Below are 19533 nucleotides of genomic sequence, written 5' to 3'. Positions count from 1 at the left end.
GGGCGAGGGGCAGCGGCAGGGAGGAGGCGGCGGGCGTACGCTGACTACAACGTACGGCCCCGCCGGAGCGGCCAACTCCCGACGCTACTCGATTCGACAGGCCATGGCGCAACGCACCGGCAACCACGGTTGCCTGGCGCGCCCAACCATTCCCCTAATTCCTAGCGCAGCGCTTCGATCAGCTTTTCCAGCTTCACGGCATCCGCCGCAAACGCGCGAATACCTTCGGCGAGCTTTTCGGTGGCCATTGCCTCGTCGTTGACGAGGAAGCGGAACGACGGCTCGTCGACCGGCACGCGCTCCATGTTTGCGTCGTGCGAGCTTTCCGGCGACAGTTTGCGTTCCACCTTCTCGGTACTTTCATGCAGCTTTTGCAGCAGGTCGGGGCTGATGGTCAGCAAATCGCAGCCGGCCAGTTCCAGAATCTGGCCGGTGGTGCGGAAGCTCGCGCCCATCACCTCGGTCTTGTAGCCGAACTTCTTGTAGTAAGCGTAGATGCGGCGCACCGACTGGACGCCCGGATCGTTCGCACCGCCGTCTTTCGCTTCGTCCCACGCGCTGCCGGCATTTTTCTTATACCAGTCGTAAATCCGGCCGACGAACGGCGAGATCAGCTTTGCACCCGCTTCCGCGCACGCGGCGGCCTGAGCGAGCGAGAACAGCAGCGTCATGTTGCAATTGATGCCTTCCTTTTGCAGCACTTCGGCGGCGCGCACGCCTTCCCACGTGGAGGCCAGCTTGATCAGCACGCGCTCGCGGTCGATGCCGTGCTCCTTGTAGAGCGCGATCAGTTCGCGGCCCTTGGCGATGGAGCCCTGCACGTCGAACGACAGACGCGCATCCACTTCGGTCGACACGCGGCCCGGGATGATCTTCAGGATTTCGGTGCCGAACGCGATCAGGAGCTGATCGATGATCGCGCCCATCGGCTTGGACGCATGATCTTTTACCGTCTTTTCGAGCAGCGGACGGTAGTCGTCCTTCTGCACGGCCTTCAGGATCAGCGACGGGTTGGTGGTCGCGTCCTGTGGCTTGTATTGCGCGAGTTGCTGGAAGTCGCCGGTATCGGCCACGACCGTGGTGTATTGCTTGAGTTGATCGAGTGCGGTTGTCATATTCGTGCCTTTAGGGGCGCATGCGCCACGGTTCAGGAGAATGAGTTGCAGCCGGATCGAAAGACCGCTTCGGTCCGGCTGCCACGAGTTTCGCTGCAGCGCTTACCCAGGATTGCAACGGGCGCCGCGACGTTGCAACCATGTTGCCGGGAAACGCTGGCGGATGCCTCTATTTTATGGCGGATCGTCTGATGCAGTATTGACACCGTGCGCCGCCGGTCCGTTCACTCTTGCCTCGCCCTCACGCACGCCGCGCATTCAGCACGACTTGCGTGACGACGCCCGCCACCAGCCCCCAGAACGCCGAGCCAATGGACAACAGCGTGAGCCCGGACGCCGTCACCATGAAAGTGACGAGCGCCGCTTCGCGCTGCCTTGCATCCTGCATCGCGTTGGTGAGGCCGCTCATGATCGAGCCGAACAACGCCAGCGCCGCCACTGAGACGACGAGTTCGCGCGGAAACGCCGCGAACAGCGCAGCAATTGTCGCGCCGAACACGCCGGCGATCAGATAGAAAATGCCGCACCACACTGCGGCCGTGTAGCGCTTGTCGCGGTTCTCGTGCGCTTCGGGGCCGGTGCAGATTGCCGCCGTGATCGCAGCAAGATTGACGCCGTGCGAACCGAACGGTGCGAGCGCGAGCGACACGATGCCGGTCGTCGAAATCAACGGCGCGGAGGGCGTGGCGTAGCCGTCGGCGCGCAGCACCGCAATGCCAGGCACGTTCTGCGACGCCATTGCCACCACGAAGAGCGGAATGCCGATGCTGATGCTGGCCGCCAGCGAGAACGACGGCATGGTGAACACCGGCTGCGCGAGCGTGACCCTGAAGTGGCTGAAATCGAGCAGTCCGAGCACCCCGGCGGCGAGCGTGCCGGCGATCAGCGTCAGTGGAATCGCATAACGCGGCGCAATGCGTTTGACGACGAGGTAGGTCAGAAACATTGTCAGCACGAGCGCAGTCTGGAACTGCGCGGCGCGAAAGATCTCAATGCCGATCTCGAACAGAATGCCCGCCAGCAAGGCGGCTGCAATGCCGGCGGGAATTTTCTTCATTAGCGTATCGAACCAGCCCGTCAGACCGACAACGGTGAGCAGCAGCGCGCAGACGATAAACGCGCCGATCGCCTGCGCGTAGGGCACGTGCGGCAACGACGAAACGAGCAGCGCGGCACCCGGCGTCGACCACGCCACCACGATCGGCGCGCGAAAGCGCAGCGACAGACCGATGGTGCTGACTGCCATGCCGACCGACAACGCCCAGATCCACGACGAAATCTGTGCGTTGCTCAGATGCGCGGCCTGGCCGGCCTGAAACATCAGCACGAGAGAACTGGTGTAGCCAGTCATCATCGCGACGAAACCTGCGACGATCGCGGACAGCGATGTGTCGGCAATAGGGTTGAAGCGGCCGGGCGCAATGCCGGCGGTGGCCAGTTCAGGCGATGACGAGCGGCGCATGCAGGTACTTTCTTGTCGTTGAGAGTGGAGCGGGGCGGGTTATTTGCTCAGGATACGCATGGCGGCCTCGAGGCCGGCGAGCGTAAGCGGGTACATGCGGTGACCGAGCACCTCACGAATCGCGCTGACAGACTGGCGGTACGGCCACAAGCCTTCGGGTTCGGGGTTCAGCCACGCATGATGCGGAAAGTGATCGGCGAGCCGGCGCAGCCACACCGCTCCCGCCTCGGCGTTGTTGTATTCCACGGAGCCGCCTGGCTGCAGCACTTCATAGGGACTCATCGTCGCGTCCCCGACGAAGATCAGTTTGTAGTCGGGCGTGAACTTGTGCAGCACGTCCCACGTGGGCGTGCGCTCGGCGTGGCGGCGCCGGTTGTTCTTCCACAGAAAGTCGTAAACGCAGTTGTGGAAATAGTAGAACTCGAGATGCTTGAACTCGGCCTTGGCGGCAGAAAAGAGCTCTTCCGTGCGCTTGATGTGGTCGTCCATCGAGCCGCCTACGTCGAGCAGCATCAGCACTTTCACCTTGTTGTGGCGCTCGGGCACCATCTTCAGGTCGAGCCAGCCGGCGTTCGCGGCGGTGCTGCGGATCGTGTCGGGCAGGTCCAGCTCTTCGGCCGCGCCCTCGCGCGCGAAGCGGCGCAAGCGGCGCAGCGCGACCTTGATGTTGCGCGTGCCGATCTCCACCTGGTCGTCGTAATCGCGATAGGCGCGCGCTTCCCATACCTTGACGGCCGTGCGGTTACCCGCCGAGTCGCCGCCGATGCGCACGCCCTCCGGGTTGTAGCCGCCATTGCCGAACGGCGAGGTGCCGCCCGTGCCGATCCACTTGTTGCCGCCCTCATGCCGTTCTTTCTGTTCGTCGAACAGTTGCTTCAGGCGCTCCATGAGCTTGTCGATACCGCCCATTGCCTCGATCTGCGCTTTTTCTTCGGGCGACAGATCGCGCTGCAGCTTTTTCTTCAGCCAGTCGAGCGGCACGTCGAAAGCGAGTTCCGACGCCTTCGCCACGCCGTTGAAGTAGGCGCCGAACGCCTGGTCGAACTTGTCGAAGTACTGCTCGTCCTTCACGAGCGTCATGCGCGCGAGGTAATAGAAATCGTCCAGCGACGGCGCGATGACGTTGGCTTTGAGCGCCTCGAGCAGCGTCAGGTATTCCTTCACCGACACGGGCAGCTTCGCGGCGCGCAGCGAGTAGAAGAAGTCGATCAGCATGCTGGGTCCCCTGCGGCGCGAGCCAGGTAGGAGGTCAACGGTTGTTGCGGTTCATGAAGATGAGCCGTTCGAACAGGCTCACGTCCTGCTCGTTCTTGAGCAGCGCGCCGGCAAGCGGCGGAATGATCTGCTTCTGATCCGCCGAGCGCAGCGCTTCGGGCGGAATGTCCTCGGCAAGCAGCAGCTTGAGCCAGTCGAGCAGTTCCGACGTCGACGGTTTCTTCTTCAGCCCCGCCACGTTGCGCAATTCGAAGAAGCTCTGCATGGCCGCGGCCAGCAGTTCCTTCTTGATGCCGGGGTAATGCACCTCGACGATCTGCTGCATGGTGGGCGGATCGGGAAACTTGATGTAATGGAAAAAGCAGCGGCGCAGGAAGGCGTCGGGCAGTTCCTTCTCGTTGTTCGACGTGATGATGACGAGCGGCCGCTGCTTTGCGCGCACCAGCTCGTGGGTCTCGTACACGTAGAATTCCATGCGGTCGAGTTCGCGCAGCAGGTCGTTCGGAAACTCGATGTCGGCCTTGTCGATCTCGTCGATCAGCAGCACGGTTTGCTGGTCCGACTCGAACGCCTGCCACAGCACGCCCTTCACAATGTAGTTGCGAATGTCCTTGACGCGTTCGTCGCCGAGCTGCGAATCGCGCAGGCGCGACACCGCGTCGTATTCGTACAGACCCTGCTGGGCCTTGGTGGTGGACTTGATATGCCACTGCAGCAGCGGCATGCCAAGCGCCGCGGCGACCTCTTCGGCCAGCATGGTTTTCCCCGTGCCGGGCTCGCCTTTGATGAGAAGCGGGCGCTTGAGCGTCATCGCGGCGTTGACCGCGAGCTTGAGGTCGTCGGTGGCGACGTACTGCGATGAGCCTTCGAAACGCATGGCGAGGTGCTCTCTGGCGTGGGAAAAAACCCAGTATAAGTCAGAAGCCCTGTCGGCCTGAAGCCGGCTCGCGTAAGGTTGCAGCCGCGCTGGCCGCCGTGCGCGCCTCGCGGCCCACGGGGCGGACGCGGGTGGTGCGCGGGTGGCCCACGGCGATGCCGGCACCGGCCCACCGGCGCGTACGCCCCGCGCGGTGGACGTTCGGCGCGGCGACGCGGTACAATTAGCCCGATTTTTTTGGCCTGCGTGGCTCCCTATAAGAAAGCAGCGAGAAAGCGGCGAGAAAAACAGCGCGGGCCGTTGCCTTTTTTGGGCGCCCGTTTCCCCTCAAGCCAGGTTACATGCTATGAACAAATTCGTCGGCAAACACGTCGTGATCGCAGCGCTGTCGGTGCTCGCGGGCTATGCGGCCAGTGCGCAGGCAGCGGATGTCGTCGGCAACGCGAAAGCGGGCCAGGGCAAGGTCGCGATGTGTATTGGCTGCCACGGCATCCCTGAATACCGCACGGCTTACCCTGAGGTGTACCGCGTGCCCATGCTGGGCGGCCAGAATCAGGCGTACCTCGAAAACGCGCTGCGCGGCTACAAGAAGGGCGACCGCCATTTCGAAACGATGCATGCGATCACCGCATCGCTATCGGATCAGGACATCGCCGACATCGCTGCTTACTACGCAGCGCAAAATTCCTCATCGAAGAGCAATCCCGACAAATGACAGGTGGCGGGCTGCGCTCGTCCAACCAGTCACAAGGCTATTAAATTCGCGGGATAGGAGAATTCATGAATAAGCCCCAACAGGCACTCCACACGGTGTTCAAGGCTGCATGCGCGTCGGCGGCAGTATTTGGTCTGCTTGCAGCGAGCGTCGCCCATGCGGCAGACGCCGGCAACGGCAAGGTGCTGTCAGAGAGCCACAATTGCGCGGCCTGTCACGGTCCGAACCTGAACAAGCCGGTGAGCCCGGAATATCCGAAGCTCGCGGGTCAGCACTCGGACTACATCTACTGGGCGCTGCGTCAGTATCAAATGGGTAACGGCAACCCGCACATGGGCCGCAATAACGCGATCATGCAAGCGCAGGTGCAGAGCCTGTCGCAAAGCGACATGAAGGACATCGCGGCATATATCGAATCGCTGAAGGGCGATCTCGTGCAGAAGAAGTAAGCGCGCCGCGCCGCAACGGGCGGCGCCTCGGGCAGTTGCAAACGCCATGCTATAGACGCCGCTGCGACGCCTCGCTTCGATGGCTGGCTTGCTGACTTTGCTTCGATGACTTTCTTCGATGACTTTCTTCGATGACTTTGCTTTGATGCTTAGCTTTAACGCGTTGCTTTAATGGTTAGCTTTAAAGCCTCGCTCTAGTGCTTCGCCTTAGCGCCTGGCTTTAATTCAAGGCCGCCTTCAACACCCCGCTTTGGCGGGGTGTTTTGTTTTGAGCCGCGGCTTTCTTTCGTGCTTGCGGGCTCGAGTCAGTCGCGCGTCGCGCGGCGTTCAATCCGCTGCAAGTATGCGTCCGTGTCCGGCGGCATGCCGCTGCGCTGCGCTTCCCAGATCGTTTCGCCAAGGCATTCCATGATCGCGTGCTGAGCGTCGTGTGTCGAACCGAGCCGCGCGGCGAGACGCTCGTGCGCGGCGCGAATGCCTGGCGGCTGGTCGATCGACAATTGCTCGCTGATGGCCAGGTGCATCGACAGATGCAAAAACGGATTGGTCTGCCCGCGCTCGGGCGAGTAGTCCTGCGCCTGGGCGGCCTGCGTATCGGTCAGGTCCGAGTGATACTCGGGGTGCTCGCTGATCCAGTCCGCAGCCATCGCTTCGAGTGGCGTGAGGATTTCGCCATGGCGCTGCTTGCGCCACGTCTCGGTAAAGAATTGACGGACTTCGTCGCGGCTGGGATTGAACATCGTGGAACCGGTGTATTGAGTGGGGCTGTGAGAAAAATGCGGCGCATTCACGCGGCAACGAGGGCGTATCAACGTGCGGCTCGCGCTCGCCTCTGCGAGCTGGCTATTGGTATGCCAACGGGCTATGCCAACGCGTCTACCGCGGCAGACGTCATGCGGTGCTGCGCCAACAAGCATCGCGCGACTGCGAGCGTGCGCGGCTGCAAGCGCATTGCATCATTTTACGCGCCGCCGCCGCGACCCGCTGAGCGCGGTCCGACTCACAGATCTGGCGGCGGCGTCTTCGGCCGGAATTCGCACAGCGGTTCGATCGCGCAATGCCAGCACTCCGGCCGCCGCGCCTTGCAGACATAGCGGCCGTGCAGGATCAGCCAGTGATGCGCGTCGTGCTTGAACTCGGCGGGCGTGAACTTTTCGAGCGCCGTTTCGACTGCGCGCACGTCCTTGCCGGGCGCAAGCCCTGTCCGGTTGGCAACCCGAAAGATGTGCGTGTCCACCGCGATGGTCGGATGACCGAACGCAGTGTTCAGAATCACGTTGGCCGTCTTGCGCCCGACGCCCGGCAGGCTCTCCAGCGCCTCGCGGTTTTCGGGCACCTCGCCGCCGTACTGGTCGAGCAGAATGCGGCAGGTCGCAATCACGTTCTTTGCCTTGTTGCGATACAGGCCGATTGTCTTGATGTAGTTCGCGACGCCTTCCTCGCCAAGTTCGAGCACGGCCTGCGGCGTGTTTGCGACGGGAAACATCTTGCGCATCGCCTTGTTGACCGACACGTCCGTGGCCTGCGCCGACAGCAGCACGGCGATCAGCAGTTCGAACGGTGTCGTGTACTCGAGCTCGGTTGTGGGGTGCGGATTGATGCTCTGAAGCGTTTCGTAGATGGCGCGGCGTTTGTTCGCATTCATGCTGAGCGGGCAGAGGCGGTGGCGGTTAGCGCGGGCTGCGCGCGCGGGGCGGCGCCGCGGGCGTGTCCGGGCTGGTGGTGTTGGCGGTGCCGGTGCTGTTAGCCACGGAACTGCCAGCCGGGTGGTCCGCGGGATTGTCGGCGAGTCCAAGACGGCGGCGGCGCGCTTCCGCGGCGTCGATCTGCGCCTGCACGTCCGCGCTGACATGTTCCGTGTTCAACGGTCCCTGGCCTTTGGCCGCGAGTTCTTCCTTCTTCTTGCGCGCGCGTTCGAGCGCGGCCTGAATGATCGCGCGTTTCTTCGCTTCGGCGTCGTTGGTGGCGGATACGGACGGGGTCGCCGGCGCTGCGCCCCCAGGCGTGCTGGCAGCCGCGCCGGTCGCAGCGCCAGAAGCTGCAGTTACACCCGCGTCCGCACCGGAACCAGCAGCCACGGCGCCGCTTCGCCGCGCCGCAACACGGGCTTCGGCGGCTTCGCGCTCGCGCGCGAGACGCGCTTCGCGCCGGTTATGCCGCTCGCGTGCCGCGTCGGCCTGTGGCTGGCTCCATGCGTCCCAGCCGGTGGCCTCGCCGGTCACGGGCAGCATGGAAATGCAGTCGACGGGGCAGGGCGGCACGCACAGGTCGCAACCCGTGCACAGCTCGGCAACCACCGTGTGCATGTGTTTCGGTGCCCCAACTATTGCATCGACGGGACACGCCTGCATGCACAGCGTGCAGCCAATGCAGATCTGTTCGTCGATTACCGCCAGCGGCCGCGGCCGTTCGACGCCATTGGCGGGATTAAGCGCAATGACGGGCTTGCCGAGCAGGGCAGCAAGCCGCGCGACGCCTTCGGCGCCGCCCGGCGGGCACTGGTTGTAGCCCGCTTCGCCGCGCGCGACGGCCTCCGCGTACGGACGGCAGGCGGGATAACCGCACTTGGTGCATTGCGTCTGGGGAAGCAGATCTTCAATGCGATCTGCAAGTGTTTTGATCTGTGTCACGGTCACGATGTGTGGCCAAGCGGGGCTCGGCGGGCGGCCGCACAGCTTGATTTAAATAGCACATTATCGCCGATTTCCCCAATTGCCATCCGCAAACCATGTGCCATAATCGAAGCGCTTATTTCGAAAGACCGCAGAAGGGTTTTCCCCCCAACCAGCCGTCCAGTGCTGTCGGTGCAAGGCCCGAGGAGAGGCCGGCGGTGCGATCCGGATAACGCGGCTCACGAAGACAATGCCACCATGAATCAGCCGAAAATCAAAAGAGATCCTGAAGGCACCCGGCGCCGCATCCTGCTTGCGGCTGCCGAAGAGTTTGCAAATGGTGGGCTATTCGGCGCGCGCGTCGATCAGATCGCCCGCCGCGCAGAGACGAATGAACGCATGCTCTACTACTACTTCGGTAGCAAGGAGCAGCTTTTCACAGCAGTACTCGAGCACGCGTTCAGTGCGCTGAACGAAGCGGAACGCACGCTGGAACTGAACGGCATTGCGCCGGTGGAGGCCGTCACGCGTCTTGCGCATTTTGTGTGGGACTACTACCGCGATCACCCCGAACTGCTGCGCCTCGTCAATAACGAAAATCTGCATGAGGCGCGTTATATGCAGAAGTCCACGCGCATCCGCGAAATGATTTCGCCGATTGTCGCCACGCTGGGCAGCATTCTCGAGCGTGGCCAGCGCGCGGGCCTGTTTCGGACCAATGTCGATCCGCTGCGCTTTTACGTCACCCTGTCGGGCATGGGCTACTACATCGTGTCCAATCGCTTCACGCTCGAAGCAACGCTCGGTCGCGACTTCAGCAGTCCGGGCGAGCGCAGCGAAGTGATTCAGATGAACACCGAACTGCTGCTTGCGTATCTGCTGCGCAAGTAGCAAAGCGCCTTTCGCGGGCCATGAAAGTGGCCGTGCCGTGAGATGCGGTTAGCTGCGGTGCGGCGTGCGGTCAGTCTTCGAGATGGACAATGCAAAAGAAAACGGCCTCCCGTCAGGAGGCCGTTTTCACATGCTGCCCGTATTCATTTGCGGGCACGCCGCTCATGCTTCGGCTTTTTCCTTCACTACTTTCGGCGCCTTGTTGTGTTCGAGGATGAAGTCGCGCAACTGCGGATAGATGATCGTGCGCCAGCGGCGGCCTGAAAAAATGCCGTAGTGACCGCACTTTTCCGCCGTGAAGTGGCGTCTGTTCTTCTCCGGAATGCCGGTGCACAGCTCGTGTGCGGCAAAAGTCTGGCCGTCGCCGGAAATGTCGTCCAGCTCGCCTTCTATCGTGAAGAGCGCCGTTTTCGTGATGTCCTGCGGCCGCACGCGTTCGCCGGCCACGTCCCACGTGCCCTCCGCAAGGCGGAACTCCTGGAACACCACGCGGATCGTGTCGAGGTAGTAATCCGCGTCCATGTCGAGCACCGCGTTGTACTCGTCGTAAAAGCGGCGATGCGCTTCGGCGTCGTCTTCGTCGCCGCGCAGCAGGCTCTGGTAGAAGTCCCAATGCGACGCAGCGTGACGCTCCGGATTCATCGCGACGAAACCGGTGTGCTGCAGAAAGCCCGGGTACACCTTGCGGCCGACGCCCGGATAGTTCGGCGGCACCGTGAAGATCACGTTGTTTTCGAACCACTCGTACGAGTGCTGCGTGGCGAGCGAATTCACCGAAGTCGGACTCTTGCGCGCGTCGATGGGGCCGCCCATCATCGTCATGGTGCGCGGCGTGTCCTCGCCGCGGCTCGCCATGAGTGAAATGGCGGCGAGCACCGGCACGGTCGGCTGGCATACGGAAATCACGTGCAGGTTCTTCGCGCCGATGTGGCGGATGAACTCCTGGATGTACGCGATGTAGTCGTCCAAATGGAACTCGCCGTCTTCAAGCGGCACCATGCGCGCGTCGATCCAGTCCGTCAGGTAGACCTTGTGGTCCTGCAACAACGTGCGCACTGTGTCACGCAGCAGCGTGGCATGGTGCCCCGACAAAGGCGCGCACACCAGCACGACGGGCTCGTCTTTCAGTTGAATGACGGCATCGCTGTCATCCGCGAAACGCTTGAAGCGCATCAGGCGGCAGAACGGCTTCTCGATGATCGTTTGCTCGATGATCGGGATATTGTGGCCGTCCTTGACGATCTGGTGGAGGTTGAACTCCGGCTTTTCGTAATCTTTACCGAGCCGGTAGAGCAGCTCGTAGCCGGCGGAAAGGCGTGTGGCGCCGGGCACATAGGCGAGCGGGCTGGCAGGGTTCGCGAACGATTTCGACGCGGCCTGAGCCCAGGCGGTGAGCGGGCTCAGCATAGCCCGCTGGAATTCGTGCAATTGATAGAGCATGGGTGCTCCGTTTTAAGCGGTTCGCATGGGGCTTCGCAAACACGCGTGTGGCGTTGCGGCGGGCCATATTGGTTGTTGGCACATTGTTATTCGGCCGACAGACGGTTCGATCATATAGAAACCAGGGTACTTGTGCAATGCAGCAATTCGGTGAGGTCGATCCCCAAAAGTGTCATTGAATCATGCTACTGGCGATGTTGCTGTGCCGCTATCCGGGCTTGCAGCAGCCTCAAGTTCTGCCTGCTGCGTGCCGTTATGGCACGGCTGCCCCGTCGCCTGCGCCATCGCCTGTTCGTGCTTCATCAGGTTCAGACCGGTGTTGACGAGCGCCACGTGCGAGAACGCCTGCGGGAAATTGCCGACGAGGCGCTTTTGCGCCGGGTCGTATTCTTCCGCGAGCAGCCCCACGTCGTTGCACAGGCCGAGTAGCCGTTCGTACATCGCAATGGCTTCGTCGAGGCGGCCTTGCAGCGCCAGGTTGTCCACCATCCAGAACGAACAAGCCAGAAACGTGCCTTCTCCCGGCGGCAGGCCGTCGTCGAACTCGGTGGTTCGGTAACGCATGACGAAGCCGTCGTGCATCAGGTCGCGCTCTATTGCTTCCAGGGTGCCCTTCACGCGCGAATCGTGCGGCGACAAAAAGCCCACCAGCGGCAGCAGCAGGAGGCTCGCATCCAGCTGATCGCCGCCGTAGGTCTGCGAAAACGCATTGAGTGAGGGGTTCCAGGCCTTCTCGCAGACCTCCGCGTGAATCTGCGCGCGGGTGGAGCGCCATTCGTCGAGCGGGCCTTGCAGATTGAACATTTCCGCCGAGGCGAGCGCACGGTCGAACGCGACCCACGCCATCACCTTGGAGAACGTGAAATGCTGGCGCCCGCCGCGCGTCTCCCAGATGCCTTCGTCGGGCTGTTGCCAGATCGTACCGAGGTGGCGCAGCAGCGCGCATTGCACGTTCCACGACGTGTCGTCCGCCTGCAGGCCGCCCACTCGCGCCAGATGCAGCGCGTTCATCACTTCGCCGTACACGTCGAGCTGTAGCTGCCCGACCGCGTTATTGCCGATGCGCACCGGCTTCGCGCCCTGGTAGCCGGGCAGCCAGTCGATCTCGAACTCGGGCAGGCGCCGTTCGCCGGCGAGTCCGTACATGATCTGCAACTGGTCGGGCGCGCCCGCCATGACCCGGCCGAGCCAGCTGCGCCAGGCGCGCGCCTCGTCGTAGTAGCCGCCGCGCATCAGCGCGAGCAGCGTGATGGTGGCGTCGCGTAGCCAGCAGTAGCGGTAGTCCCAGTTGCGCGTGCCGCCGAGCTGTTCCGGCAGCGACGTAGTCGGCGCGGCGACGATGCCGCCGGTCGGTTCATAAGCGAGCGCGCGCAGCGTGATGAGCGAGCGGCGGATCGGTTCGGCCCATCTTCCTTCTATGTTGCCGCGCGCCGCCCACTCCAGCCAGTGATTCTCGGTGCGCGCAAGCGCCGTATGCGGATCGCGCGCGGGCGGAAGCCGCAGGTGCGAGGCCGAATAGGCGAGCGAGAAGGGCACGCGCTCGCCTTCGCTGACGGTGAACTCGGCCACGGTTTTCATGTTCTCGCCGCGCAGATCCACGGGCGTGCGCAGCACGGCGTTATCCGGACCGACGAGCGCGCGAATGCCGCTTTCGTGCTTCAGACGGTCAACCCACGGAATCGAGAAGCCGTAGTCGAAGCGCAGCACTAGCTCCATTTTCATGCGTACGGTGCCGCGCTTGCCGACCACGATGCGCACCATTTCCGACCAGCCGTTGCCGGGCGGCATGAAGTCCACCAGCGTGACCGCGCCCTCGGGCGTTTCGAAGTGCGTTTCGAGGATCAGCGTTTCGTCGCGATAGCGGCGCGTAATGGTGGGGGGCGTTTCGGAGTCGGGGCAGATCAGCCAGCGGCCGTTGTCCGGCGTGCCGAGCAGCGCCGCAAAACAGGCGCCGGAGTCGAAGCGCGGCCAGCACAGCCAGTCGACGGAACCTTCGCGGGAAACGAGCGCGGCCGTGTGGCCGTCGCCAATGAGCGCATAGTCTTCGATGAGTGCGGGCATGGGCGTCCGTATCAATGCCTTCAGTGCGTTTTAGTAACTGGCGCGGCAAGCTCGGCTGCGCCCCGTTCGTGGTTCGTGCGCGACCCGCGTTGCCGCATGGTGCGCCACCGCACCATGCGGCAAAACGCGGGTTGTAATTGTCAAATTGATGCCTACAATCAGTAATCCAGCCGACAGCCGAACTTCCCGGTTTGCGAAGCCGGCTTACCCATCGCGCATGCACACGCCGTTTGGAGGACGAAAGCCATGCTGAATCCGTCAAAATCCGACTGCATCACGATTCTCTCCGCCGCGAGCCAACTCGCGGAAGATTCAATGCTTCCACTCGATCATGACCGCCTGGGTCTAAGCCGCAACGGCATGCAAACCGCTGCGAGCTTTCTGATCGAACGGGCCTGCTTCCGGCGCTACCAGGAAGGTGACGGTCATTATGCCGTCGGTGCGCTATCGTTGCAGGGGCGCCTGCGCCTCGAACAGCTTTCCAACGGCTGAGCCCGGCGTTGGCGCGCGGGCGACTCGCTCGGGGTTCTGCCCGGACGCGCTGCGCTGCCTGAACGTAAGGCATTTATTGCAAACGCGCATTGCACGCGCGCGGCCATGACCGGCACCGGTATGCCGGCGTGCGCCTCACACGCTTCACGCTTCTGCCTGGCTTTTTCTACACTTGTTTCCACGCCCGCCTGTACGTCTGAGAGGCATGCACGTGCGTACCCGCACGCCAAAGCGCGATTTCCGCCACCTGATCCGCTGCATCCACGCCTTGTTGTCGACGACAAGAGCCGGGCCTCGTTGTGCCCGGCTGCCTTGCTCAGAAGTGCGACGAACCCACGCCAAAAATGCCGATGATCCCGATGATGATCAGATAAAGCGCGACGATGTAGTTCAGCAGCCGCGGCATCACGAGAATCAGAATGCCGGCGATCAGCGATACCAGCGGGCCCAGGCTCAGGGTGATGTTCATGAAGACTCCGTAGTGTGGTGACACGTAGTTGAGAATGTCCCGTTCAGGCGGGACGATTGCTACTCATGCAGCCGCCATGCCGCGCGACGCAGCGCCGACTCGACGGATTGACGCCCGACGCAGCGCCGGACGACGCAGCGCCTCGCAACGCCTCGCAGCGCCGGAGCAAGAGCGCCGGCCGTCTGGCAGCATGATCCGTTGCAACGCTTTTATACTTGCTCGAGAACAACGACGCTCGAGCGCCGCGCGGCAGACCAGAGGCACGATTACAACCGCTTTACGCAAATAACCCTGTAGAGGAGGTCGTATGCTGGGTCGTCACCGGGCCGCCGTGCATGCCGCGCGAGCGCTTGAGCTGTCTTCTTCGTATCACGAGGTTGACTTCATTTCACGGCGGGGTCGCAGTTGGACTGCAATGGGCGCCGCCCGCTCGATCATAAAAGGTTTCGCGCTCATGGTCTCGATTGTCGCTTCGTCCGCGTTTGCTCAGGATGCCGGTTCCGGCGCGGTTCCCGCCGACGGCGTGTATGACCTGCTGGTCGGCACCTATACCGGCGGCAAGAGCGAAGGCTTGTACGTCTATCGCTTCGATACGAAGACCGGCGAGGCGACGCGCGTGTCGGTCGCGCAGACCGTGAACCCGTCGTACCTCGTGGTGAGCCGCGATCGCCGTTTCGTGTACGCGGTCAACGAACTGCCCGGCGATAACGGACCGGCCACCCAGCGCGGCGGCATCAGCGCGTTTCGCTTCGACGCCGCGAGCGGCCAGCTGACCTTCCTGAACAAGGTTTCCGCCGACGGCAACGATCCCTGCTATCTGAGTCTTTCGCCCGACGGCAAGTATCTGCTGGCCGCGAACTATTCGGTGGCAGCCGATCCCGGCGGCAGCTTCGCGGTGTTTCCGGTGGCCGCCGACGGCCAGCTCGGCGCGTCGGTGCTGACCGTGCATCATGAAGGCGGCGGTCCGGTGAAGGGACGCCAGGACAACTCGCACGTGCACTCCACGGTGTTCTCCGCGGACGGCAAGTATCTGTTTGCACAGGATCTCGGCGCGGACAAGCTGTACTCGTACCGCTATACGCCCGACGGCAGCCGCGGCCTGTTTGGCCCGACCGACTGGCGCTACACGCCGCAAAAGCCGGGCAGCGGCCCGCGGCATCTGGTATTTGGCGCCGACGGCAAGCACGCGTATCTGACGAGCGAACTGGCCGCGACCGTCACCACGTTCAATTACGACGACGGCAAGCTCACGCAGGTGCAGACGGTGTCGCTCACCGAGCCGGGCTTCAAGGGCGCGGTAGGCGCGGCGGCGATCCATCTGTCGCCGGACGGGCGCTTTCTCTACGCGACCAATCGCGGTGACGCGAACGAGATCGTGATTTTTTCGGTCGACCCCGCGAACGGGCATCTGAAGAAGATCGGTCATCAATCGAGCTTAGGCAAGGCGCCGCGCGAGTTCGCGATCGATCCGACCGGCAAGTGGCTGATCGTCGGCAATCAGAACAGCGACACTGTCTATGTGTTCCGGCGCGATCAGGAAAGCGGTTTGCTCGAAGCGAACCCGAAGCGGATCGAGATCGGCTCGCCGGTGGATTTCAAGCTGGTGTCGCCGTCGTAGGCGAGCGTGTTGAATGACAAACGGGCCGCGTTTTGCGGCCCGTTTTGCATGGTCGATGGTCGATGGTCGATGTGAGCGAGCTGGCTCCGTTGCGTTGTTGCGTGCTCGATGCGATCTGCTTCGCTGGGCTTGCGTCGCAGCCGCATACGAGCGGCGCGACGCGCGGCAGGCTATTCACAGCGGCAGGCTATTCACAGCGGCAGGCTATTCACAGCGGCAGGCTATTCACAGCGGCAAGCTATTCACAGCGGCAAGCTATTCCGGCTGCGGCATGCTATTCCGCCGGACCCGGCGCCAGCACTTCGCGGCTGCCGTTGATTCCCATTGCCGACACGAGCCCCGCCGTCTCCATCTGCTCGACCAGACGCGCCGCACGGTTATAGCCGATACGCAACTGTCGCTGCACCGACGAGATCGACGCGCGTCGCGTGCGCACGACGAAAGCGACGGCTTCGTCGTAAAGCGGGTCGGCTTCTGCGTCCGGCGAGTCGCCGAACAGGTCCTGCGTCGCGCTGCCCTCGGTGGCCGGGCCGTCGAGAATGCCTTCCTCGTATTGCGGCTCGCCAAACTGCTTCAGATATTCGACGATCGCATGCACTTCTTCGTCCGCGACAAACGCGCCGTGCACGCGTTGTGGATAGCCGGTGCCCGGCGGCAGGAACAGCATGTCGCCCTGACCGAGCAGCGACTCCGCGCCCATCTGGTCGAGAATCGTGCGCGAGTCGATTTTCGACGACACCTGGAACGCGACCCGCGTCGGAATATTCGCCTTGATGAGACCGGTGATCACGTCCACTGACGGCCGCTGCGTCGCCAGAATCAGATGGATGCCGGCCGCGCGCGCCTTCTGCGCGAGCCGCGCGATCAGTTCCTCGATCTTTTTGCCGGCCACCATCATCAGGTCGGCGAGCTCGTCGATCACCACGACGATCAGCGGCAGTGGCGCGAGCGGCTCCGGCGCTTCAGGCGTCAGTGAGAACGGATTGCCGAGCTTCTTGCCTTTCGCTTCTGTGTCGCGAATTTTTTGATTGAAGCCCGCCAGATTTCGCACACCGACTGCCGACATCAACCGATAGCGCTTTTCCATTTCGCCGACACACCAGTTCAGCGCGTTGGCGGCGAGCTTCATGTCGGTGACCACGGGCGCGAGCAGATGCGGAATGCCTTCGTAGACCGACAGTTCCAGCATCTTCGGATCGATCATGATGAGGCGCACTTCCTCGGGCGTCGCCTTGAAGAGCAGCGAGCAGATCATCGCGTTAATGGCCACCGACTTGCCCGAGCCGGTCGTGCCCGCGACGAGCATGTGCGGCGCTTTGGCCAGATCGGCGACGACCGGATGGCCGGTGATGTCCTTGCCCATGGCAAGCGTCAGTTGCGAATGGGAGTTCTGATAGACGCTCGCTTCGAGAATTTCGGACAGGCGGATCGTTTGGCGCTTGGCGTTCGGCAATTCGAGGCCCATGCAGGTCTTGCCGGGAATCGTTTCGACGACGCGGATCGACGTGAGTCCGAGCCCACGCGACAGGTCCTTCATGAGCCCGACGATCTGGCTGCCGCGCACGCCGAGCGCCGGCTCCACCTCGAAGCGGGTGATGACCGGACCGGCCGACGCGCCCACCACCGTGACGGGCACCTTGAACTCCTGCAGCCGTTGTTCGATCAGCAGACCGGTTTCCGTGAGCTTTTCCTCGGAAACCGGCTCGATGTCGGTGTCCGCGGGCGCGAGCAGATCGAGCGTGGGCAATTCCACCATCGACGCGGCCGGCGCGTGAAACTCGAAGCCGTTGGTCGGACCGTGGCCGCGCGGCGGCGGGCGCTGGACGACGCTTTCGGGTGCGGGCTCGACATCTACACGTGCTTGAACCGGTACCTGAAGAGGCGCTGACGGAACGCCGGGATTTGCGGCGGGCGTCGGCTGGTGCGCGGACGCCGTCGCCGCGGTGTCCAGGCGAGGCGGTTCGTGGCCCTGAGGACCGGTATGTGCGGTCGCCTGAGCCTGCGCTAGCGGCTGCGTCGTGGGACCGGGAAAGCGCACCACGTTCGACGATGCCGGCGGCGCGAAGCTTTGCGCGGGCATGGCGGCGGCATCGTCCGTGGGCGAGCTGTGCGCGAAGTTTGCGGGCGAGCCCGAATCCGCGAGGGGAGGGGGCGTGAGTCTTTCGCTTTCGGCCGGGGGTGGCGCCGCGGCGGCCGATGTTGATGTGTGCGCGTCGGCGCTGCCGCTGAGGTCGGCGCTGAGGTCGGCGCTGACTTCGGCGCTGACTCCGCCGCTGAACGCATGCCGCGTCGGCGAAGGGTTCTCCGATGCCGCTATCGTCCGCTCGTCCAGAGGCGGTGCGACGGCGACATTGCGTTGTGCATCGCCGCCAGGGCTCGGCTCGGTAGGCGCGCCTGGGGTGCGCTCTGCATGTTCCGGCGATCCGTCCGCTGTCGTTGACTCATCTTCTTCCCACGGCGGAGTCTGCGACGAGGCGTCAGCCTGCTCAAAACGGCTCGCGAAGATGCCGAACGGCGTGCGGGCCAGCGTCGGCGGAACATCGCGCGGAGCCGGGGCGACCGGCGGTAGCGAGACGGATGCCGGCTCGGACGCCGCGGCGAAGTGGCCTGCTGAGGGCGGCGCGGCAACGTCGGAGCTGGTGTGCGCGACGGTGTCGGCGCTTCTGTGCGTGACGGTGTTGGCCCCAGCGTGTGTGGCAGCGTTGGCTCCGGCGTGTGTCGCAGTGTTGGCCTCGGCGTGCGCGGCAGTGTCTGCGCCGTCGTACGCGGCAGCGTTGGGCCCGGCGTGGGCGGCAGTGTCAGCCCCGGTGTGCGTGGCAACGTCTGCGCCGGCGTGCGCGACAGCGTCGGCCCCGGCGTTGGCGGCAGTGTCCGCCCCGGCGTGCGTGGCAGCGTCAGCCCCAGTGTGCGCGACAGTGTCGACCTGGGCGTGCGCGGCAGCATCGCGCCCGGCCTGCAGGGCGGAAGCGACCGTAGCTGGCGGCGGCTGAGTCGGCGCTTGAGACGTAGCAGTCGCCTCTTGTGCGCGAGGCGCCGTTTGAATGTCGGGCGGTTCGATCGGCCATTGCACAACTGGCTCGGCGCCGGTCGCCGCCGGTTCCGTCCAACGCGCGTGAGTTGGCCTCGGGGCGGCCGTTTGCAGAGACGCGTCAACCGACGGCTGAGCGGATGCGTCCACCGGCGCGTCAACCGACGCCTGGACCGGTTTATCACCCGGCGCGTCCACCGGCGCCTTCACCGATGCATCAACCGTCGCCTCAAGCGCGGTTTTCATGGCTGGTGGAGCTGAAGCACTGTCGTCATGGCCGACGTAGTGCTGCGTTGACATGCCGCGATCCGCCGACTCCGCGATTTCGCCAGACGCCGCATGCCTTGGAAACGCTGGCGCGGCGGATGCGTCGCCTTCCGGACCCGAAGCATGAGCAACGCCACCGGCACCCGGCGGCACAGCGTTCGCGCCTCCGATCTTCGCGCCTTCGGCGCTCGTACTGCGGGCGAGACTGACGCCGGCGATATCCGTCCAACGCGCGGCGTTTTCGGCGATGCTGCGCAGCGTATCCTGAACGCTGGCAGGCGGCGTGACTTTCTCGCTCACAGGCATGGGCCGCGTGTAGCTGGGCGCCGGCGGGCGCCCAGCGTTTGAAGTGCCGCCGGTCTCGTTCCCGCGAATGGCCGACGGCGCCGGCTGCGCGCGCGATACGGATGGTGAGAAGGAGGCGGCAGCCGGACTGACTGCAGGACGGCCAGCAGAGGACGTCTTTGCGGACAGCGCGCCCGGCGCTGCTCCCGTGCCTCCCGCGACGCTTGACGCGCCGTGGCCCATCTGCGCTGCGGTTCGAAGAGCGCCACCTGCGGTTGATGCCGAGCCGACTGCCCCGACTCCCGCTACTCCCGGTGCTCCCGCTGCCCCGGCCACGCGCGCCGCTGCTGCGGCGCCTGCACCTATTGCCATCGAGTCGCCATTTCGCGGCCCATGCGCCGAGCGGCCGGCGGAGTGCGCCGCAACACCGCCAACACCGCCAACACCGCCAACACCGCCAACACCAGCCGTTCCCCCCGAGTTCCGCTCAGACCCCTCCACCCCCCGGCCGGCCTCACGCAACCATCCACCCGCTGC

The 19533-nt window shown here is 63.9% G+C and carries 16 protein-coding genes; 5 read left to right on the top strand and 11 right to left on the bottom strand.

Features of this window, described 5'->3' with window-relative positions; genetic code table 11:
- Window positions 1-161: 161 nt before the first annotated feature.
- From tal to JNB89_RS30305, 4 genes are all read right to left on the bottom strand, one after another.
- The gene (gene tal, locus JNB89_RS30320) at window positions 162-1115 is read right to left on the bottom strand and encodes a transaldolase (RefSeq protein WP_013338615.1); all 954 of its coding nucleotides are present in this window, start codon (window positions 1113-1115) and stop codon (window positions 162-164) included.
- 241 nt (window positions 1116-1356) lie between these two features.
- Entirely contained in the window at window positions 1357-2577 is a 1221-nt protein-coding gene (locus tag JNB89_RS30315) for a benzoate/H(+) symporter BenE family transporter (RefSeq protein WP_220364667.1), read from the bottom strand.
- Window positions 2578-2616: 39 nt separating this feature from the next.
- Entirely contained in the window at window positions 2617-3792 is a 1176-nt protein-coding gene (locus JNB89_RS30310) for a vWA domain-containing protein (RefSeq protein WP_220364666.1), read from the bottom strand.
- A gap of 34 nt (window positions 3793-3826) precedes the next feature.
- Window positions 3827-4669, bottom strand: a complete 843-nt coding sequence (locus tag JNB89_RS30305) for an AAA family ATPase (protein WP_220364665.1) — start codon at window positions 4667-4669, stop codon at window positions 3827-3829.
- Window positions 4670-5015: 346 nt separating this feature from the next.
- On the opposite strand from JNB89_RS30305, the gene JNB89_RS30300 reads away from it, so the two are divergent.
- A complete protein-coding gene (locus JNB89_RS30300) occupies window positions 5016-5384 on the top strand; it encodes a c-type cytochrome (protein WP_013338619.1) in 369 nt (122 codons plus the stop codon).
- Between the two features lie 65 nt (window positions 5385-5449).
- Window positions 5450-5833, top strand: coding sequence for a c-type cytochrome (locus JNB89_RS30295; RefSeq protein WP_013338620.1), 384 nt, complete (start codon window positions 5450-5452; stop codon window positions 5831-5833).
- A gap of 305 nt (window positions 5834-6138) precedes the next feature.
- Here JNB89_RS30295 and JNB89_RS30290 read toward each other — a convergent pair whose 3' ends face one another.
- The 3 genes from JNB89_RS30290 to rsxB form a co-directional block, all read right to left on the bottom strand.
- Complete coding sequence (locus tag JNB89_RS30290; RefSeq protein WP_041727881.1) at window positions 6139-6573, bottom strand: DUF1841 family protein; 435 nt, start codon at window positions 6571-6573, stop codon at window positions 6139-6141.
- Between the two features lie 260 nt (window positions 6574-6833).
- Entirely contained in the window at window positions 6834-7478 is a 645-nt protein-coding gene (nth, locus tag JNB89_RS30285; RefSeq protein ID WP_220364664.1) for an endonuclease III, read from the bottom strand.
- 25 nt (window positions 7479-7503) lie between these two features.
- Window positions 7504-8469: an electron transport complex subunit RsxB gene (gene rsxB, locus JNB89_RS30280; RefSeq protein WP_220364663.1), complete on the bottom strand. Its 966-nt coding sequence runs from the start codon at window positions 8467-8469 to the stop codon at window positions 7504-7506.
- 234 nt (window positions 8470-8703) lie between these two features.
- Between rsxB and JNB89_RS30275 the strand changes: the two genes are divergently transcribed.
- Window positions 8704-9336 (top strand): TetR/AcrR family transcriptional regulator, encoded by a 633-nt coding sequence (locus JNB89_RS30275; protein ID WP_006048365.1) that lies wholly within the window; start codon window positions 8704-8706, stop codon window positions 9334-9336.
- Window positions 9337-9498: 162 nt separating this feature from the next.
- Here JNB89_RS30275 and JNB89_RS30270 read toward each other — a convergent pair whose 3' ends face one another.
- Window positions 9499-10776 carry a polyhydroxyalkanoate depolymerase gene (locus JNB89_RS30270; RefSeq protein ID WP_013338624.1) on the bottom strand — a complete coding sequence of 426 codons (1278 nt, stop codon included), beginning with the start codon at window positions 10774-10776 and terminating at the stop codon, window positions 9499-9501.
- A 180-nt stretch (window positions 10777-10956) separates the two neighbouring features.
- The gene (locus JNB89_RS30265) at window positions 10957-12837 is read right to left on the bottom strand and encodes a glycoside hydrolase family 15 protein (protein ID WP_220364662.1); all 1881 of its coding nucleotides are present in this window, start codon (window positions 12835-12837) and stop codon (window positions 10957-10959) included.
- Window positions 12838-13083: 246 nt separating this feature from the next.
- On the opposite strand from JNB89_RS30265, the gene JNB89_RS30260 reads away from it, so the two are divergent.
- Complete coding sequence (locus tag JNB89_RS30260; RefSeq protein WP_013338626.1) at window positions 13084-13329, top strand: hypothetical protein; 246 nt, start codon at window positions 13084-13086, stop codon at window positions 13327-13329.
- Window positions 13330-13645: 316 nt separating this feature from the next.
- Here JNB89_RS30260 and JNB89_RS30255 read toward each other — a convergent pair whose 3' ends face one another.
- Window positions 13646-13798, bottom strand: coding sequence for a DUF3096 domain-containing protein (locus JNB89_RS30255; protein WP_006048361.1), 153 nt, complete (start codon window positions 13796-13798; stop codon window positions 13646-13648).
- A 307-nt stretch (window positions 13799-14105) separates the two neighbouring features.
- On the opposite strand from JNB89_RS30255, the gene JNB89_RS30250 reads away from it, so the two are divergent.
- Entirely contained in the window at window positions 14106-15416 is a 1311-nt protein-coding gene (locus tag JNB89_RS30250) for a lactonase family protein (protein WP_220364661.1), read from the top strand.
- A 274-nt stretch (window positions 15417-15690) separates the two neighbouring features.
- On the opposite strand, the gene JNB89_RS30245 is transcribed toward JNB89_RS30250, so the two are convergent.
- A partial coding sequence (locus tag JNB89_RS30245; RefSeq protein WP_276572782.1) for a DNA translocase FtsK occupies window positions 15691-19533 on the bottom strand: 3843 nt, incomplete at its 5' end.

The organism is Paraburkholderia phenoliruptrix (genome assembly GCF_019511605.1).
In the GTDB taxonomy this organism is placed as follows: domain Bacteria; phylum Pseudomonadota; class Gammaproteobacteria; order Burkholderiales; family Burkholderiaceae; genus Paraburkholderia; species Paraburkholderia phenoliruptrix_A.
The sequence above is the reverse complement of the archived record's forward strand: the minus strand, read 5'-3'. Positions and strand labels throughout refer to the sequence as shown.

Bases quoted from the DNA above. Each gene is read 5' to 3' on its own strand.
- JNB89_RS30300 (WP_013338619.1), top strand. From the start codon at position 5,016: ATGAACAAATTCGTCGGCAAACACGTCGTGATCGCAGCGCTGTCGGTG.
- JNB89_RS30260 (WP_013338626.1), top strand. From the start codon at position 13,084: ATGCTGAATCCGTCAAAATCCGACTGCATCACGATTCTCTCCGCCGCG.
- JNB89_RS30255 (WP_006048361.1), bottom strand. From the start codon at position 13,798: ATGAACATCACCCTGAGCCTGGGCCCGCTGGTATCGCTGATCGCCGGC.
- JNB89_RS30310 (WP_220364666.1), bottom strand. From the start codon at position 3,792: ATGCTGATCGACTTCTTCTACTCGCTGCGCGCCGCGAAGCTGCCCGTG.
- JNB89_RS30290 (WP_041727881.1), bottom strand. From the start codon at position 6,573: ATGTTCAATCCCAGCCGCGACGAAGTCCGTCAATTCTTTACCGAGACG.
- JNB89_RS30275 (WP_006048365.1), top strand. From the start codon at position 8,704: ATGAATCAGCCGAAAATCAAAAGAGATCCTGAAGGCACCCGGCGCCGC.
- tal (WP_013338615.1), bottom strand. From the start codon at position 1,115: ATGACAACCGCACTCGATCAACTCAAGCAATACACCACGGTCGTGGCC.
- JNB89_RS30265 (WP_220364662.1), bottom strand. From the start codon at position 12,837: ATGCCCGCACTCATCGAAGACTATGCGCTCATTGGCGACGGCCACACG.
- JNB89_RS30315 (WP_220364667.1), bottom strand. From the start codon at position 2,577: ATGCGCCGCTCGTCATCGCCTGAACTGGCCACCGCCGGCATTGCGCCC.
- JNB89_RS30250 (WP_220364661.1), top strand. From the start codon at position 14,106: ATGCTGGGTCGTCACCGGGCCGCCGTGCATGCCGCGCGAGCGCTTGAG.
- JNB89_RS30305 (WP_220364665.1), bottom strand. From the start codon at position 4,669: ATGCGTTTCGAAGGCTCATCGCAGTACGTCGCCACCGACGACCTCAAG.
- JNB89_RS30270 (WP_013338624.1), bottom strand. From the start codon at position 10,776: ATGCTCTATCAATTGCACGAATTCCAGCGGGCTATGCTGAGCCCGCTC.
- nth (WP_220364664.1), bottom strand. From the start codon at position 7,478: ATGAATGCGAACAAACGCCGCGCCATCTACGAAACGCTTCAGAGCATC.
- JNB89_RS30295 (WP_013338620.1), top strand. From the start codon at position 5,450: ATGAATAAGCCCCAACAGGCACTCCACACGGTGTTCAAGGCTGCATGC.